The 16,525-nt window shown below is 60.2% G+C and carries 16 protein-coding genes and 1 pseudogene; 5 read left to right on the forward strand and 12 right to left on the reverse strand.

Features of this window, described 5'->3' with window-relative positions:
• Window positions 1-46: 46 nt before the first annotated feature.
• The 9 genes and pseudogenes from U5L73_RS06875 to U5L73_RS06915 form a co-directional block, all read right to left on the reverse strand.
• A complete protein-coding gene (locus U5L73_RS06875) occupies window positions 47-901 on the reverse strand; it encodes a 3',5'-nucleoside bisphosphate phosphatase (protein ID WP_322561647.1) in 855 nt (284 codons plus the stop codon).
• Between the two features lie 46 nt (window positions 902-947).
• A complete protein-coding gene (locus tag U5L73_RS06880) occupies window positions 948-1,622 on the reverse strand; it encodes an RluA family pseudouridine synthase (protein ID WP_322561648.1) in 675 nt (224 codons plus the stop codon).
• Complete coding sequence (locus tag U5L73_RS06885; protein ID WP_416221267.1) at window positions 1,615-3,816, reverse strand: ATP-binding protein; 2,202 nt, start codon at window positions 3,814-3,816, stop codon at window positions 1,615-1,617. Before U5L73_RS06885 ends, U5L73_RS06880 begins: the two co-directional genes overlap by 8 nt.
• Window positions 3,816-5,453, reverse strand: coding sequence for a bifunctional UDP-sugar hydrolase/5'-nucleotidase UshA (gene ushA, locus U5L73_RS06890; RefSeq protein WP_322561649.1), 1,638 nt, complete (start codon window positions 5,451-5,453; stop codon window positions 3,816-3,818). Before ushA ends, U5L73_RS06885 begins: the two co-directional genes overlap by 1 nt.
• Window positions 5,454-5,460: 7 nt before the next feature.
• Window positions 5,461-6,792, reverse strand: a complete 1,332-nt coding sequence (locus U5L73_RS06895) for a c-type cytochrome (RefSeq protein WP_322561650.1) — start codon at window positions 6,790-6,792, stop codon at window positions 5,461-5,463.
• Complete coding sequence (locus U5L73_RS06900) at window positions 6,789-7,520, reverse strand: c-type cytochrome (RefSeq protein ID WP_416221268.1); 732 nt, start codon at window positions 7,518-7,520, stop codon at window positions 6,789-6,791. The genes U5L73_RS06895 and U5L73_RS06900 overlap by 4 nt, the downstream gene beginning before the upstream one ends.
• 23 nt (window positions 7,521-7,543) lie before the next feature.
• A complete protein-coding gene (locus tag U5L73_RS06905) occupies window positions 7,544-8,281 on the reverse strand; it encodes an AMP-binding protein (RefSeq protein ID WP_322561651.1) in 738 nt (245 codons plus the stop codon).
• Window positions 8,282-8,465: 184 nt separating this feature from the next.
• Window positions 8,466-9,239 (reverse strand): annotated as a pseudogene (locus U5L73_RS06910) (AMP-binding protein); the annotation flags it as partial.
• Window positions 9,240-9,344: 105 nt separating this feature from the next.
• A complete protein-coding gene (locus U5L73_RS06915) occupies window positions 9,345-9,647 on the reverse strand; it encodes a 2Fe-2S iron-sulfur cluster-binding protein (RefSeq protein WP_322561652.1) in 303 nt (100 codons plus the stop codon).
• 137 nt (window positions 9,648-9,784) lie between these two features.
• On the opposite strand from U5L73_RS06915, the gene U5L73_RS06920 reads away from it, so the two are divergent.
• Entirely contained in the window at window positions 9,785-10,312 is a 528-nt protein-coding gene (locus U5L73_RS06920; RefSeq protein ID WP_313875467.1) for a GNAT family N-acetyltransferase, read from the forward strand.
• A gap of 26 nt (window positions 10,313-10,338) precedes the next feature.
• On the opposite strand, the gene U5L73_RS06925 is transcribed toward U5L73_RS06920, so the two are convergent.
• Window positions 10,339-11,457 carry a beta-ketoacyl-ACP synthase III gene (locus tag U5L73_RS06925; protein WP_322561653.1) on the reverse strand — a complete coding sequence of 373 codons (1,119 nt, stop codon included), beginning with the start codon at window positions 11,455-11,457 and terminating at the stop codon, window positions 10,339-10,341.
• Between the two features lie 180 nt (window positions 11,458-11,637).
• Between U5L73_RS06925 and ahr the strand changes: the two genes are divergently transcribed.
• The 3 genes from ahr to U5L73_RS06940 all read left to right on the forward strand — a co-directional run bounded on the left by ahr (window position 11,638) and on the right by U5L73_RS06940 (window position 14,266).
• The gene (ahr, locus tag U5L73_RS06930) at window positions 11,638-12,654 is read left to right on the forward strand and encodes an NADPH-dependent aldehyde reductase Ahr (protein ID WP_322561654.1); all 1,017 of its coding nucleotides are present in this window, start codon (window positions 11,638-11,640) and stop codon (window positions 12,652-12,654) included.
• 26 nt (window positions 12,655-12,680) lie between these two features.
• The gene (locus tag U5L73_RS06935) at window positions 12,681-13,649 is read left to right on the forward strand and encodes a bile acid:sodium symporter family protein (RefSeq protein ID WP_322561655.1); all 969 of its coding nucleotides are present in this window, start codon (window positions 12,681-12,683) and stop codon (window positions 13,647-13,649) included.
• 272 nt (window positions 13,650-13,921) lie between these two features.
• Window positions 13,922-14,266 carry a hypothetical protein gene (locus U5L73_RS06940; protein WP_322561656.1) on the forward strand — a complete coding sequence of 115 codons (345 nt, stop codon included), beginning with the start codon at window positions 13,922-13,924 and terminating at the stop codon, window positions 14,264-14,266.
• A 442-nt stretch (window positions 14,267-14,708) separates the two neighbouring features.
• On the opposite strand, the gene U5L73_RS06945 is transcribed toward U5L73_RS06940, so the two are convergent.
• A complete protein-coding gene (locus tag U5L73_RS06945) occupies window positions 14,709-14,948 on the reverse strand; it encodes a hypothetical protein (protein WP_322561657.1) in 240 nt (79 codons plus the stop codon).
• Window positions 14,949-15,237: 289 nt separating this feature from the next.
• On the opposite strand from U5L73_RS06945, the gene ubiG reads away from it, so the two are divergent.
• On the forward strand, window positions 15,238-15,969 hold the full coding sequence (gene ubiG, locus U5L73_RS06950) for a bifunctional 2-polyprenyl-6-hydroxyphenol methylase/3-demethylubiquinol 3-O-methyltransferase UbiG (RefSeq protein ID WP_322561658.1): 732 nt from the start codon (window positions 15,238-15,240) through the stop codon (window positions 15,967-15,969).
• A 74-nt stretch (window positions 15,970-16,043) separates the two neighbouring features.
• On the opposite strand, the gene U5L73_RS06955 is transcribed toward ubiG, so the two are convergent.
• Window positions 16,044-16,463: a BLUF domain-containing protein gene (locus tag U5L73_RS06955; protein WP_322561659.1), complete on the reverse strand. Its 420-nt coding sequence runs from the start codon at window positions 16,461-16,463 to the stop codon at window positions 16,044-16,046.
• Between the last annotated feature and the right edge of the window lie 62 nt (window positions 16,464-16,525).

Genomic DNA, 16,525 nt, shown 5'->3' on the forward strand with positions numbered 1-16,525 from the left:
TGGCGGCGCCGGGGGCGCCGGTCCTCGGTGGTGGGTCGTTAAAAAGTTACTGGATTCGGGCGCTTAACAGCTCCCACACTGGCGTCAGGCCGGCGGGCAGCGGGGGCAGGGTGCCTAGTTCGGTGTGGCTTTCGTCCGGGCTGTGGAAGTCGCTGCCGCGCGATGCGGCTAGGCCGAATTCTTTGGCCGTGTGGGCGTAAATGCCGAACTCAGCCACCGAGTGGCTGCCGGTCACGACCTCGACGCCTTGCCCGCCATGGCCTTTGAACTCGGTAAACAGGGCAAATTCTTCGTTAGGGGTGAATTTGTAGCGCGCCGGGTGGGCAATGATGGCCATGCCACCCGCGCCGGTGATCCAATGAATCGCGTCTTTGAGCAGCGCCCAGCGGTGCGGCACATAGCCGGGCTTGCCTTCGGTGAGGTATTTGCGGAATACCTCGTTGGTTTCTTTGCACACGCCGCTTTCGACCAGAAAGCGTGCAAAGTGGGTGCGGGAGATCAGCTCGGGGTTGCCCACGAATTTCAAGGCGCCTTCGTAGGCGTCTTTGATGCCGACTTTGGCCAAGCCATCGGCCATTTCCATGGCGCGCTCTTGCCGCCCGCCACGGGTTCGGCGCAGGCCTTCGCGCAGGTCGGTGTTATCGGCATCGAAGCCCAGACCCACGACATGCACCGTCTGGTGCAAAAAGGTGACCGAAATTTCAGCGCCAGTCAGGTAGCCCATGCCTTGAGATTTTGCAGCGTCGCGTGCGCGCTGCAAGCCGCCAATTTCGTCGTGGTCCGTGAGGGCCCAGAGTTCCACGCCGTTGCCTTTGGCACGTTCGGCCAGCGCTTCGGGGGTAAGAGTGCCATCGGACACCACAGAGTGGCAATGGAGGTCGGCATTAAGTAGTTGGGTCACCGAGCTATTTTAGGCGCTCACCCCGGGCACTCGCCGCCGGGAGGGCTTAAAAGGGCACCGGCGCGTGGAATTCCATCTGCACACCGCTCTCCGGGTGCGGAATCAGCAAGGTGCGGGCGTGCAGCTGCAGCCGGTCGGACAGGGCCAATGCCTCGGGGTTGGCATACAGCGTGTCGCCTAACATCGGGTGCCCCAAGGCCTGCATGTGGACCCGCAGTTGGTGGGTGCGACCGGTCACCGGCTCGAGCTCCACCCGAGAGCAGTTGCGCACTGTGTCGATTGCAATGCAGCGCCAGCGGGTAAGGGCTTGCTGGCCTTCCGCATAGTTCACCGTGCGCTTGGGCCGGTTGGGCCAGTCCACCAGCAGGGGCAGGTCGATCTCTTGCCAGGCCTCGCCCGGGGGCAGCAGGCCTGCCACCACGGCTTCGTAGCATTTGTCGACCTGGCGCTTCTCGAAAGCCAGGTTGATGGCGCGCTGCGCCACGATGCCTCGCGCCATGACCACCAGGCCCGAGGTGTCTCGATCCAGCCGGTGCACGACCAGGGCCTCGGGGTACACATCCTGGGTGCGTTTGCTCAGGCAGTCTTGTTTGGCCTCGCCCCGGCCGGGCACAGTCAGCAAGCCGGCAGGCTTGTTGAGCACCACCATGGCATCGTCTACGTAAATCACCGGCAGCGGGCCGGCGGGGGGCGGGTTGTAAATGTCTTCCGGGCTATGCATCGTGGTGGCTGATCAGGCGCTGCACGGTCTCGCAGAGCTCATTCACATCATTCGGTTTGTAAATCAGGGCGCTTGCGCCTTGTTCGAGGGCCTGTTGCTCGATTTCAGGTGTCACATAGCCGGAGGCCAGTGCCACCGGCAGGTCGGCACGGATGGCCTTGGCATCCCGCAGCAGGTCGAGCCCGCTATAGCCGGGCATGTTGTAGTCGGTCACCAAAAGGTCGAAGCTTTCAGGCTGGCTGCGCAAAGCGGCTTCGGCCTCGTGCGGATCACTGAAAACGGTCACCTTGAAGCCCTTGCGTGTGAGTACCCGGTTCACCAGAAACACCAGGGCCTGGTCGTCGTCCACATACATTACGTGTTTGCCACGGCCTTCGACCACTTGCACCGGCTCGGGCTCTAGGGTGGGGAGTGGCTTCGCGCCTGTAGCCGGGAAATACAGCGTGAATACGCTGCCTTGCCCCGGGGCGCTTTGCACATCAATGCCACCCTGGTGGGTTTGCATGATGCCGTGCACCACAGCCAGCCCGAGGCCTGTGCCCTGGCCGACTTGGCGGGTGGTGAAAAAGGGCTCAAAAATACGCTCGATTGTTTCTTGCGCCATGCCACTGCCGGTATCACGCACCCGCAAGGTCACGTAGCGCCCTGGCGGCACGCCAATGCGGTCGTTGAACGGTAGCGATAGCTCGGTGGTCCCGAGTTCAATCGTCACCGAGCCTTTGTGCTGGCCAACGGCCAAAATCGCGTTGGTGCACAAATTCAGCAGTGCCTGCTCGACCTGCGTTGCATCGGCCAGCACCAGCGGGCAGCCTTCGCTGATCGAGACCCGCAGGTCCACCCCCGGCGGGATAGCTACCCGCACCAAGCGCTGGGTTTCTTGAATGACCTCTTTGAGTTGCAGCGGAACCCGTTTGGGCGGCTCGTTGCGGCTGAAGGTCAAAATCTGGCGCACTAGGTCGCGTGCACGGCGGCCGGCTTTGTCGATTTCTTCCAGGCTGACCAGCGCGTGCGACCCCGTCGGGGTGTCTTGCTTGGCCAAGTCCACATTGCCTAGAATCGCGCTCAAGATGTTGTTGAAATCATGGGCAATACCGCCGGCCATGGTGCCCATCGCCTGCATTTTTTGCGACTCGCGCAACTGGGTTTCCAGCGCAATACGCTGCGCCTCGGCCAGCTTCTTGGAGGTCAGGTCGCGGGCAAAAATAGTGGTGATGGAGCCCTGCCCGCCGGGCTGTCCGCGCAAGGCAATCGCGTTGGGATCGTCCGCCCGGAAAGGGGTGCGGGTGCGCAAGCGGCGCTCAAGGGATACGCTGATTTCCACGTAAATCTGTTTGCCTGACAGCGTGGTGGCGGTGAATTCACCCAGCATGGCTTGGGCCGATACATTGCCACTGCTCAGCGCCTTTTCGACATCCGGCAAAAAACGACCCAGGCTGGTGCCGAAGGCTTGCTCCACAGGGCATTCAAACAGCGCCGTAGCAGCGGGGTTGAAGACCGTGATCAGCTGCTTGTCGTCAATACACAAAATGGCATCGAGCGACGAGTTGATGATGGCCGCCATGCGGTTTTCGCTGAGCAGCAGGTCCTCATTGCGCTGGCGCAACACAGCAGCGCTCTCAAGGAGCGCGTGGCGCTGGGTGAGCAAAGGGCCTTGGTCGATGATGGCGCAACTGAAGTGGGCCAAGTCGTCGCTGGGGTTCTCGATACGGGCTATGTGCAGATCGCCGGTAAAGGTGCCTTTGGTGCCGGCAAAAAACTGCACCTCGTTGACCTCTGCCGTGCCTTCCTGGCGCGCACTGGAAAACGCCACGGCCACCTCATCGGTGTGTTCAGGCCCCACAAAAGGCAGCAAAAAGTTCAGCGGCGGGTCGCTCTCCAGAGGCTGAAACAGGCGCAGTGCCATGGCGTTGCTGGCGAGTACCAAGCCGCCCTCGTCGACCACCATCAGTGCCAAAGGCACGCTGGAGAACAGGGTGGCAAAACGCTCCGAGGCGCCCTCGGCCTCTTGCTGCGAGTAGCGCAGGGCCTTGTTCTGGATTTCAAGTTCTGCTTGGTACTTGCGCAAGTCCTCGATCATTTGCGATGGCGCATAGCCATCAATGATGACGTGCTGAGCACTCGGGCCACTGGACAGCGGGCCGCCCACCCGGCGGACATTGAAGTGCGGCCGGGGCCTCCGGGGCAAGGCGCTCATCAGCGGCGAACGACCTGATCGCCCGGTGCGTAGTCAGCGGCCTTCAAGGGGCTATTGGCCGCAATGTAGGCCCGCAAGACGTCTGCATCCACAAAGCCGGTGTCTCTATAGCTGGGATGTGCGGTGACCTTGGGGTAGCCATCGCCACCCGAAGCTACAAAGTTGTTGATGGCAATCCGGTAGGTGCCGGCCGGGTCAATCGGCTTGCCGCCCACGCTGGCTTTGACCACCGCGCCTTTTTCAATCTCTAGACGAATGCCTGCGAATTGCGGGAATGCGCCCGAGCCGATGGACATTTTGGCCGCGGCCGCTAGGTAGTCCAGCGCCTCTTTGCCGCTGAAGTCCACCACAGCGATGGTGTTGCCAAAGGGGTGCACCGTCAGCACATCCTTGTAGGTGATCTTTCCGGCAGGCAACGAGTCGCGCACGCCGCCTGCATTCACCACGGCAAAGTCGGCCTTGGTTCTTTCCATCATGGAGCGGCCGATCATGACGCCCAGCACTGCGGGTTGGGCGCGGACCACGGCGCGGTCACCCTCTAGCCGGGCATCGCTGCTGCCGACTTCGACCATCAGTTTCTGCTGGCCGAACTCCTGGAAGGGTTTGAGCAATTGCAGCATATCGGGGGATTCGGCAATCTCCGGGCCGTAGTTCACCAATGTTGTTTTGCCGTCAGCGCTCTTGACCGGTTTTTTCAGGTTGATGGGCACCAGTGTGTATTTCACCAGTTTGAATTCGCCGTTCTTGAAAGTGAAGTCGGCGCGCCCCACGTATTTGCCCCACTCATGGGCTTGCATGATCCAGGTGCCGTTTTGCCGGTCTGGTGTGCATGCGCTGCCGGGCACATAGGCTCGGTCGAGCACGTTCTCCGCCTTCATGCACGCGGGGTTTTGGGTGTGGCCGCCCACCACCATGTCCAAGCCCTTGACGGCACGAGCCAACTCCACATCACCCGGTGCTTGGGTGCCGTGCATGCCGTTTTCGTAGTGCCCCATGTGGGTGGCTGCGATCACGATGTCCGCTTTGCTGCGGAGCTCGGGCACCACCTTGGCAGCTTCGGTCTGAACGCTGCGGAACTCGACGTTGCGGATGTTGTCGGGGTGCACCATCTTTTGGGTGTCTTCGGTAGTCAGCCCCATGACCGCAACTCGCACGCCGCCCAGATTGAAAATCTTGTAGGGCTCAAACATGCGCTTGCCATCGCGATAGATATTGGCCGACAGCATCGGGAAAGTGGCTAGCGCGCGCTGCATTTGCAGGACCATGGGCGGCTTGTCGAACTCGTGGTTGCCCACAGCCATCGCGTCATAGCCCAGCAGGTTCATGCCCCGGAAGTCCGGCACGGCATCTTGCAGGTCGGACTCGGGCACACCGGTGTTCACATCGCCGCCATCCAGCAGCAAGCTGTAGCCATCGGCGGCAGCTACCTCTTGGCGAATTTGGTCCACCACGGTTTTGCGGGCTGCCATGCCGTATTCGCCATCCCGGTTCTTCCAGAAACGGCCATGGTGGTCGTTGGTGTGAAGGATGGTGATGGCGTATTCCACATCTGCTTTGGGGCCGCCCGATGGCAGGCCTGCGCAGCCGGCCAGAACCAGGGCGCTGCACAAGGGAATCAGTCGAAAAAAAAGCTGCATGGGAGGCCTATCGGATGGGTGAATTGCGGATCTTGTTTATATCAAACTCAGTCACCGGCGCGGCTGCGTTACCCCAGCTTTTGCGGATGAAACTCAACACTTCGGCCACCTCTGCGTCGCTCAGGCTGAGTTGGTAGGGCGGCATGCCGTGCGGCTGCGGTTTGCCGGCCGTAGAGGGCCCATAGCCACCGCGCAGCACTGTCAGCGTGAGGTTGTTGGTGTTGCTCATCAGCACCGAGCGATTGCCTGCCAGTGCCGGGTAGGCGTCAGCAACCCCTTCGCCTTGTTTGCCATGGCACTGTGCGCATTGGTTCTCGTAAATTTTGGCGCCCAAGGGAGAGGGGGGCGTAGTGTCGGCAATTGCAGGCGATTTGACAGCCGCAGGGGTTGATGGCGCCAATGTCTGCAGGTACAGCGCGATGGACTCGGCATCTGCGGCGTTCAGGTACTGGGTGCTGTTGCGAACTACCTCCGCCATCGGGCCGGCTACATAGGCTTGCCGCCGCTGCCCGTGTGTGAGCAGCGTGGCAATGTCTGCAGTGTCCCAGTCAGCGAGACCCGCTTCGGTGTTGTCGTTCAGGGCTGGGGCGTACCACAGGCCATCGGGCATCAGCGCGCCACTCCACGCTTGTGATGAGCGCAGGCCCCCCAGACGATTGCGGGGAGTGTGGCATTCGGCGCAGTGTCCGAGACCTTGCACCAAGGCCGCGCCGCGCCGGGCAGAGGGGCCGGCGTCTGCTTCCGGGGGGGCGGGGCTGTCGGGCGCTTCGGAGAAATGCAGCCATCGCCACGCTGTCAGCGCGGTTTGTGTGCCCAAAGGCCAGGGGAGCTCGTGGGCCCTATGCGGCGAGTCTACGGCGGGAAGGCTGCGCAAAAACGCGAACAAGGCATCACTGTCGCTTTGGGTGATGCGGGTGTAGCTGGTGTAGGGAAAGGCGGGGTTCAGCACCCGCCCATCAGGCCGGATGCCTTGGTGCATAGCGCGCCGGAAATCTGCCGCGCTCCAGGCGCCCAAGCCCGTAGTGGGGTGCTGGGTGAGGTTGCCCGGGTACACCCTGCCGAATGGGGTGAGCAGGGCATTGCCACCCGCATAGTCAGCGCCACCACGTGCGGTGTGGCACTGGGCGCAATTGCCCAGGCGCGCGAGATAGGCGCCGCGCTGCACCAGAGCGGTGTCGGGCGCAGCAGCAGGCGGCACCGAGGGCGCGCTGCCTGCGCGGACTGCGGGCGCAATGACCTCAGCAACCAGCACAAAGAGCAGCAAACAAAGCCCGAGCCCCAGCACGAGCCATCGCCACGGTTTGGGGGCGGTTCGGTTTGCAGAGGGTGTTGTTGTCATGGTGCGCTCCCGCATTCCGGCAGTGCCGGTGCGCCAAGCGGCTGAGCAGGTCGCATGGCCACGGCCGTGCTGTTGGCGGGGACCGGCTGGGAGGACAACCATTGCGAAATGGCGTTGACATCGGCATCGCTCAGGCGTTTGGCAATCGTGGCCATGCAGTCAGGGCTATGGGCTTTGCGTTGGCCGGTTTGCCATCCGCCCAATTGGGCATTGAGGTAGTCACGCGGGAGGCCCAGCAACCCGGGCGTGAATGGTTGTACTCCCGTCAACGCTTGGCCGTGGCAGCTGACGCAGGCCGGCAGGCCGCGTTTGGCGTCGCCCACTAGCACCAAGGTTCTGCCGCTTGCAAGCACAGCTGGCGTGGCGGTGGCGGGTGCCGGTGGGGGGTAAGGAATATGCAACTCTGAAAAATACACCGCCATGGCACGCAAGTAATCGCGGCTCAAGGGGTCGATCAGGCCTTGCATTAGCCCGTATTGGCGCCGACCTTGCTGAAAATTCTCCAGCTGGTTGTACAGATACCCGGCGGGCTTGCCAGCCAAGCGCGGGTAGTAGCCATCCGGCCCTGCCCGACCTTGGTCGCCGTGGCAGGCTGTGCAGGCGCGGGTGCGATCTGCCATGGTGCTCTCAAAGGCCAGGCTCGTGGTGGGTAGTGCCCCTAGTGCGAGCCACCCACCAAATAGCGCCATGAACAGCTTGCGCTTGCGGGGACTGGGGTTTGCTTGCATGAAGCAAGCTTACCGTAGCAGCTTCAGCTCGGCTGGTCTGCCCACACAACCTTTTTGTGTTGGTTCAACCACCGGTCATACGATGGGGTGTATTTCGCTTCGATGCTGGCGCGTTTGACCTTCAGGGTCGGGGTGACCAAACCGTTTTCTGATGTCCATGTCTCTGCCACAGCGATCAGAAAATCCAGCTTTTCATGGGGCTCCAGATGGCTGTTGACCTGCTGCAAGTGCTGCTGGAGACCGGCCTCCAGCGCTTGGCGGCCCGCGGCGGATCGGCTCTCCGCGGCCGCATCCGGCGAAAGCATGACCAGTGCAAACGGCTGGGCATAGTGGGCGCCGGTGACCACACAGGCCTCGACCGCAGCGTGGGCAACGAGCTTGTCTTCGATGGGTGCCGGCGCAATGTATTTGCCTTTGCTGGTCTTGAACAGGTCTTTGACCCGACCGGTAATGCTCAAAAAACCTTGGCTGTCCATGACGCCTTTGTCACCAGTGCGCAGCCATCCGTCTGGGGTGAGTGCAGCGGCCGTGAGCTCGGGTTCGCGGTAGTAGGCCTTCATCAAGGCCGGGCAACGCATCTGGATCTCACTGGTGGCCGGGTCCATGCGTGTTTCAACTCCGTCGTAGGCCAAGCCGACAGAGCCGGTCTGGCGCGAGCCGGGCAGAGTGGAGTGCGAGACCCCGCTGTTCTCGGTCATGCCATAGACCTCGACCAGGTCCAGCCCCAGGCGGCGGTACCACTGCAGCACATCGGCAGGCATGGGCGCAGCCCCGCCCGCGGCGATGCGGCATTGGTCTAAGCCCAGGCCTTTCAAAATCTTGCGGCGCACTAAATGGCCCACGATGGGCAGGCTGAGCAAAAACCGGAGCTTTGGGGCCGGCACCTTGCTGTGCACCCCCCTGTTGAAACTTCACCCAGAGTCGCGGGACCGAGAAAAACACCGTAGGCCGCGCACGCTGGAGATCTTGCAAAAACGTGTCCAGCGACTCGGCAAAAAAAATGCGTCCGCCATAGCGCAATGAGGCCTGCTCAATCAGCATGCGCTCTGCCACATGGGCCAATGGCAGGTACGAGATGTAGCGGTCGTTGATATCCATCGGGAAGCGGCGCGTCGCACAACTCACCCCCCAGGCCATGCTGTTGAAGCTGTGCACCACGCCTTTGGGGGTACCTGTGGTGCCCGAGGTGTAAATGATGGTGCTGATGCTCTCGCCCGCAGGCTCAGGGCAGGTTTTGAGCGGGCTGGTGGTGTTTATCAACTCCGTCCATTGGTGGGCGTGCATGGAAGGTGCCAAGGGCAGCGCAATCAGGGGCATGCCGGGCGGCACACCGCTTAGCAGGTTGACGGTGTCATCGAGCTTGCCGATGAAAAGCGCCTTGCTCTCGCTGTGCAGCAGGATGTAGCTCAGGGCCTCGCCATTAAAGGTGGGGTAAATCGGCACCGACACATACCCTGCCATTTGGATCGCCAGATCCGCCAAGATCCAGTGGGCGCTGTTTTTACCGATGATGGCGACCCGGCTCCCAGCAGCCCAGCCCTGGCTTTGCAGCCATTGGGCCATGCGTCGAACCTGGCTGGCCGCTTGAGTCCAGGTGAGGTCCAGGACCTGCCCGCCTCGCATCGGTTGCGAGAGGTAGACCGCATCCGGGCGCTCGTGCTCCCAGCGGTACAGGCACGCCAAAGGAAGGTCGGCAGGCTTAAGTGCAATGCTTTGCATGGGCTCCTCTCAATCGTTTGGCCGATTGTTGGGCGCACGCTGTTACCCCCGCAATGGTGCTGACCCTAGGTCTACCAGGTGAATGGTTTGGGGCCTGTTGCGCGGCTACACCGAGCCGGCGAACGGCTGTTCAATCCGTAGGTCGCTTAAGGGAATAGCTACACAGGGCAAGCACCAGCCTTCGGCTTTTTCGTCCGCACTCAGGCCAGGCCATTCAATGCGGTAACGCACCTGTCCTGACACCATTTTGCAAAGGCAGGCCCTACAGGTCCCGTTGCGGCAGGAACTCGGCAGCTCGACCCCCTGGGTCAAGCCGGACTCCAGCATGCTGCTGATGCCATCGCTCTCGAAACTCAGGCCGTCTGGCAGCACGGAGACGGTGTAGGGGGCGTTGAGACTCGTGGGCATTGGCGCGGTTATGGGCGTGGGCAGCAAGCCGGGTTGAGAGCGGTGTGGCGGGTGAAAAATGGGGCCATGGGAGTCGATTCTTGAATGCTGCGACAATCACGCTCTTTTTTTCAATTTTGCTTGAGTTTGCGTTAGACATGTCCAGTACGACTACTTTCAAGGTTCGCCCCGCCACACTACGCGATGCCAAAGCCATCGCTGAGCTCCACAACTCTTCTGTTCGCGAAGCCTTCAAAAGCATGCTGGCCGATACACCGGTGCCCGTGACTCCATTGGATAAGCGTCAGGCTTACTGGCGCGAGGCTATTGAGTACGCTGAACCCCAGGTTCAAGTGGCTCTGGATGACGACAAGATCGTCGGATTCGTGGGTTTTGACCGCTCGCGTGACAAGGGAACCCCACCGACCATGGGCGAAATTTGGGCCATTTACGTGGCCTCCAGCCACTGGGACAAAGGCGTAGGCCTGGCACTTTGGGATGCTGCCCGCGAAGGCCTGCTCGAAGAGGGTTGCGCCAACGTGAGCGTGTGGCTGCCGATTGCCAACGAGCGCGCCATGCGTTTCCACGAGCTCGCCGGCTTCAAGCGCGAAATGAATACCGCCAAGACTGTCCAGATCGGTGCGGTCAAGATTGAGGAAATGCGCCTCAAGCGTCCCCTGAACTAAGGGGCGCGACCTCGAAGCGCCTTGCCTTACAGGCGCTTCACCACCACGCTACCAATCGAGTAGCCTGCTCCGAATGAGCAGACCACCCCCACCTCACCCGCAGCAATGTCGGCGTGGTGGCGGTGGAAAGAGATGATGGAGCCTGCCGACGCCGTGTTGGCGAATTCGTCCAGAATCACCGGCGCATCATCCAGCGTCGCCTCCCGCCCCAAGAGTTTTTTGGCAATCAGCTGGTTCATGCCCAGATTGGCTTGGTGCAGCCAAAAGCGGCGCACCTGCTGCGGCGTGAGGTCCAGAGATTTCAAATGCTGCTCGATGTGCTCGGCCGCCATGGGGCACACCTCTTTGAATACCTTGCGGCCTTCCTGGCGGAAGAGCTGGTCGCGGTCGTCCGGGTTGCGGTCTTCCGAGCGCGACATGAAGCCGTTGTTGTTGCGGATGTTGTTGCTGAAAGTGCTCAGCAGCTTGGTGCCCAGCACCTCAAAACTACCGGCGGGTGCGAGGTCCAGCCGCTCCACCAGAATGGCCGTACACACATCGCCGAAGATGAAGTGGCAGTCCCGGTCAATCCATGCGTGGTGGGCGGATGTGATCTCGGGGTTCACGACCAGCACCGCACGGGCACTGCCACAGCGCACTGCGTTCACCGCTTGCTCCAGCGCGAAGGTGGCAGAAGAACAGGCCACGTTCATGTCAAAACCGTAGCCCTGCACGCCCAAGGCGGTCTGGATCTCGATAGCCATGGCCGGGTAAGGGCGCTGCATGTTGGCACTGGCGCAAATCACGCCGTCTACATCGGCGGCGGTTTTGCCGGCAGCTGTGAGCGCGTCTTGGCAGGCCTTGACGGCAATTTCAGCCATTAACGACAACTCGCTATCCGGGCGGGGCGTGAAGTGCGGGCGCATGCGCTCGGGGTCCAGCACACCGGTTTTTTCCATCACATACCGGCGCTGAATGCCGGAGGCTTTTTCGATGAACTCGACGCTGGAGTCTGTCAGAGCGGCGCGGCTGCCAGCAGCTATTTCGTCGGCAAACTGCGCGTTCTGCAGCGCGGCATAGGCGTTGTAGCTGGCGACCAACTCCGCGTTGGTAATGACGTCCGGCGGCGTAAACAGGCCGGTGCTGCTGATGGCAACGCGATGCATAAAAGGGGCTTCTCAGGCTGGTGCGCGCGCGCGGCGGGTTGCCGGCGCCGGCCGGATTATCCGCCGAAGTGGCGCAGTCGCGCGGGTTACAAACCCGCTGCCCCCGGGCAAGCCTTCGTTGTACCCTGCGGGCTCGCGCGCGCAGGCGCGCCTGCGAGACCCCCAACACAGGAGATTGATATGACCCACTTCCGCGGCTGGGCAGCCCCCGGCAAAAGCGCAGACCTGGAGCGCCTTGACTTTGACCCTGGCGCCATGGGGGGGGAAGAGGTAGAGATTGCCGTGGAGTACTGCGGAATCTGCCACTCCGACCTCGCCATGGTCGATAGCGAGTGGTTTCCGACCCATTACCCGGTGGTACCGGGTCACGAAGTGGTCGGGACGATTGTGGCGGTCGGCGCACAGGTCAAAGGCCGGGTCATCGGCCAGCGGGTGGGCCTGGGCTGGCACAGCAACAGCTGCCAGCACTGCCAGTATTGCCAAGGGGGCGAGCAAAACCTGTGCGCGACCCGGCAGCCCACCATCATCGGGCGGCATGGCGGTTTCGCAGATAAAGTGCGTGCCCACTGGAGCTGGGCCCTGCCTTTGCCGGCAGGGCTCGACCCGGCGTCGGCCGGGCCCCTGATGTGCGGGGGCGGCACGGCGTTTTTGCCCTTTGTGATTCACGATATCAAGCCTACCGACCGGGTTGGCGTGGTGGGTATTGGCGGCTTGGGCCACTTGGCCGTCAAGTTTGCCAAGGCGTGGGGGTGTGACGTGACCGCGTTTACCTCCAGCCCTTCCAAGCGCGAAGAGGCATTGGCACTCGGCGCGCATCGCACCGTGTCCAGCGTGGATGTGAAAGAACTCAAGGCCCATGCCGGCAAGCTCGATTTCTTGCTGGTCACCGTAGGCGCGAGTCTGGAGTGGGATGCCCTGATCGGCACCCTGGCACCCAAAGGCCGGCTGCACCTGGTGGGCATGGTGACCGAGGCTATGAAGGTCCGTACCAGCAGCTTGCTGTCATGGCAGCGCAGCATCTCGGCATCGCCCACACCGTCGCCAGTGACCTTGATGAAGATGATGGAGTTTTGTGTCCGCCACGGCATTGCACCGCAGGTGGAGCACTTCCCCATGTCGCGAGTAAATGATGCCGTTGCCCACCTGCGCAGCGGCAACGCCCGGTACCGGGTGGTGCTGGACGCTGATTTTGTTTAATCTTCGCACAGGTATGCTCTGCCCCCATGCAACGCCCCCGCTTTCTCCCTGACAACTTCACCCTTATCCTGATCGCCGTGGTCACATTGGCCAGCTTGCTGCCCGCTAGCGGCGCAGTGGCACAGGGTTTTGAGTGGCTCACCACCGCAGCCATTGCCTTGCTGTTTTTTATGCACGGCGCCAAGCTCTCGCGCGCCAACGTGGTGGCCGGCCTGAGCCATTGGCGGTTGCACCTGCTGGTGCTGGCGTTCACTTTTGCTCTGTTCCCTTTGCTGGGGGTGTTGCTCAAACCGGTGTTCGGCTGGTTTTTGAACCCTGAGCTGGCGTTGGGCATGCTGTTTTTGTGCGTCTTGCCGGCCACGGTGCAATCGGCTATTGCGTTTACCGGCATGGGGCGTGGCAATGTGGCGGCGGCGGTGTGCAGTGCGTCAGCCTCCAGCTTGATCGGGGTGTTTTTGACGCCCTTGCTGGTGAGCTGGTTGATAGTGCCCGGAGAAGTGGCGGGTACCAACACTTGGGATGCGGTGCTGCACATCATGCAGCAGTTGCTGTTGCCCTTCGCCTTGGGTCAGCTCATGCAGCCTTTGATCGGCGACTTCGTCAAAAAGCACGCCGCCACGCTGCGCATGGTGGATCAGAGTTCTATCTTGCTGGTGGTCTACACCGCTTTCAGCGCCGCGGTGATCGAAGGGCTGTGGAACCGGGTACCTCTGCCCATGTTGCTGGTGCTCACTGTGGCGTGTTGTGTCTTGCTAGCTTTGGTGCTGTGGATTACGACCATGGTGAGCCGCAAGCTGGGCTTTTCCAAAGAAGACGAGGTAACCATCGTTTTCTGCGGCTCCAAGAAGAGCCTGGCCAGCGGTGTGCCCATGGCCAAAGTGCTATTCGCCGCCCCGCAGGTGGGCATGATGCTGCTGCCGCTGATGATCTTCCATCAGATCCAGCTCATGGTCTGCGCAGTGCTGGCGCATCGTTATGGGGAGCGGGCGGACTGAAGCTGTGCTACTTGTTTGATAGCTAGAGCCGTTGTGGCAATGTGGGCTTGGTTCGGGTATGTCACTGCGGCTTGGTAAGGTGCAAAGGGAATCTGTGGAGATATGTTCCCGCGCGTGTCTTCACGGAAAAGGGCTGTCACCGGCAGTTGCGGCTATTGCTGCTGAACAGTTGTCCAGATTGGGTTTTATAGAAGCTGAAAAAATTGCAATTCGTGAAATTGTTAGGTTAGCGCGCTGCGACCAAAGTGTAAAATTTTCGGCGTTAATGGGCAATGAAGATGAACAATCGAGAACGCTTTAGTGACGCTGAGCTCGACCACATCGTTGGGCAAGGCATGATTTACATGTGCGCTTGCCCGGCCCAAGTAGCTGATGCACTCCGTAAGTTACGTGAGCTTTTGCGGTACCAATCTGCTTGCTTGGCAAAGCCTGAGAACGACAGACGCGTGCACGAGACGATCGCTGGTTTTTCAATTGCTGCTCATGCTGCCCTAGAGGATTGCCTAGAAGAAGTCATCCAACTGGAACACTGGGATCGTGAGACCCTTGAGATGCCCTCAGATTTGCGCGAACGACTGGTGCAGGAAATGTTGAGGGATGACAATCTCTCTCCCTAGAGACCGGAATGTGATGAGCGGTGAAAACCAGACCGGCGGAGCGACATATTTATTCGATCGCCATTTTGAGAGCCTTCGGATGTCGCCTCGACACGAGCCCAATTTTTGATTCTCTACTGCAATTTCCCGACGTTCCCTCCCCAGAATGGAGCGGCAGTTGAGCTTAAAGTCCAATCCCATGAAACAGGGTGTTGGAAGCGAAGAAGAAATATGTGAAAGGGTAGGCGGCGCAACGTATCGCCGCTAAGGCGCCAGACTGATCTATCGGTAGCCGAAGTCCGGCAGGTGAACTGGTTAATTACAAATCTGTTGATCGCTAGTATGCAAAGGCTGCCCTGTAAGTGGGGAAACACTAGCAGCAGAAGATCCCTCAGTCAGATGGACATCCATTGGAGAGCTCACTACGTGTCAACCTCAACTAGAACAAATACATGGAATTAGCCTAAGCAGATTCCGCGATGAAGGCCTGAACGAACACTGGTTCATCAGCCTGCAGCATTCCCGGCTCACTCGCATCTCTGTGTGTCAGTGCATTGCGAATGAACTGCTTCTCGTAGTGGCGGTTACGACGCCCCTTTTTGGCTGTGGAGCGCTGCCCTAAGCGCTTATCGACCACCACTTGGTCGAGTTGGCTGAGGTCCTCTAAATTTCGAAAGCTTTGAGGAGAATTTCGGCGTGGCATACGACTGGAGATCCCAAGTAGGCGGTTGAAAGGGAAAGTAGAAACATCGCAGGCATGGCGGCGTGCGCCGGGCTGTCTTCGCCCGACGCCGTCACCTCTAAAGGTCTACTTCCTACGCCGGATAGGTTAATGAGTTCAAAAAGACATAGGTTCTTTGGATGTATTTGGCCTTGCAGTCGCCTCAGTAATTTCGGACGCCTACTATTCAAACCGCCTGAGTGGCACGGTCCACTTACATTGGGCTCGCAAGCGAGATCGCTTCTAGCCTCCGCATTCAGAAAGCTATGTAATGACAAAGATTGACGCAGAAATTCAACGGTTTAATCGATTGGGCGCTACCTGGTGGGACCCCAACGGACCCATGCGCCCCCTGCACGTTGTCAATGAATTGCGCTTGAAATACGTGACAGAGCAGGTTGCGCGTCACCCTGCGCGTCATCCGTCAGCTCTCGGCCTAGAGGGTTTGCGTATTCTGGATGTCGGTTGCGGAGGCGGTCTGCTGTCGGAGCCCCTCGCACGTTTGGGCGCAAAGGTGGTGGGGGTGGATGCATCGCGCGGCAATATTGAAGCGGCACGCTTGCATGCCTCCGCTCAAAACATTGAAGTCGACTACCGGCTAGGAGAGGCCGGTGAAGTTCTAAAGCAAGGCGAGCGATTCGATGTAGTACTGGCCCTGGAGGTGATTGAGCACGTGAGCGATGTGCCAGCATTTTTAAGACGCGCCGCCTCCAGTTTGGCACCGGGCGGGCTGCTGTTCGTATCGACGATTGACCGCACCTTGAAAAGCTTTGTATTCGCAATTGTTGGGGCTGAATATGTGTTGCGGGTGTTGCCGCGTGGCACTCATCACTGGCGGCAGTTTGTGAGGCCAGCGGAAGTTGATGCCGCCTTCGGTGGGTTGAATCTCACAAAGATCGACTTGAGGGGCATGAAATACAACCCCTTCAACCAAACCGCGCAGTGGTGTCAAAGCACTGATGTGAATTACATCGCTTTCTATCAGTCACCGCACGCCGTGTAGCGCAACCTTTCCTATCGGGGCAGCGTTACACCTCGTGGCCTGACGGTTGTGCAACACGAGGTGAAATAAATGTCTCAACCCAACCATCGAACGTTGTTCAAAACATCAGAAAAAAAGGCTCTTAACGTGGCTGGACTCATTTTGTAGGGGTCAAAGTCAGCGCTAGTGGAATACTTGAGGAATAAGGCGCGGCTTTCCTGAGTTGCAGCAATTAAGCCCATCGACCAGCCACCGAATTGCCTGCTCACAATCTCAGAAAAGTCCAAAATGGCAGGGTCCTTGTGCCGGGTATCTTGCAGAATCCGATGGTAGAGCGCATTGACGGCAGTGCGGTCACCCTCCAGCTGTTGCAAGAAGATGCCATTGGACAAACACAACGCGCCGGTGATACCTGCGGATTGGTTGTTGCGCGCGGAGCTTTGCAGGATGTCTTTAACATCCCCGGGGCCAAGGATGCCGGCAGAGCGGCTCGCATAGGTGAGCTGAATAAGCATAGGTGTGAATATTGTTAGTCCTCCCCGAAGCGGCCTAGTTCCAGAAGTACTAGGCTTTGGCG

The organism is Rhodoferax sp. (assembly GCF_034520025.1).
Lineage (GTDB): Bacteria > Pseudomonadota > Gammaproteobacteria > Burkholderiales > Burkholderiaceae_C > Allorhodoferax.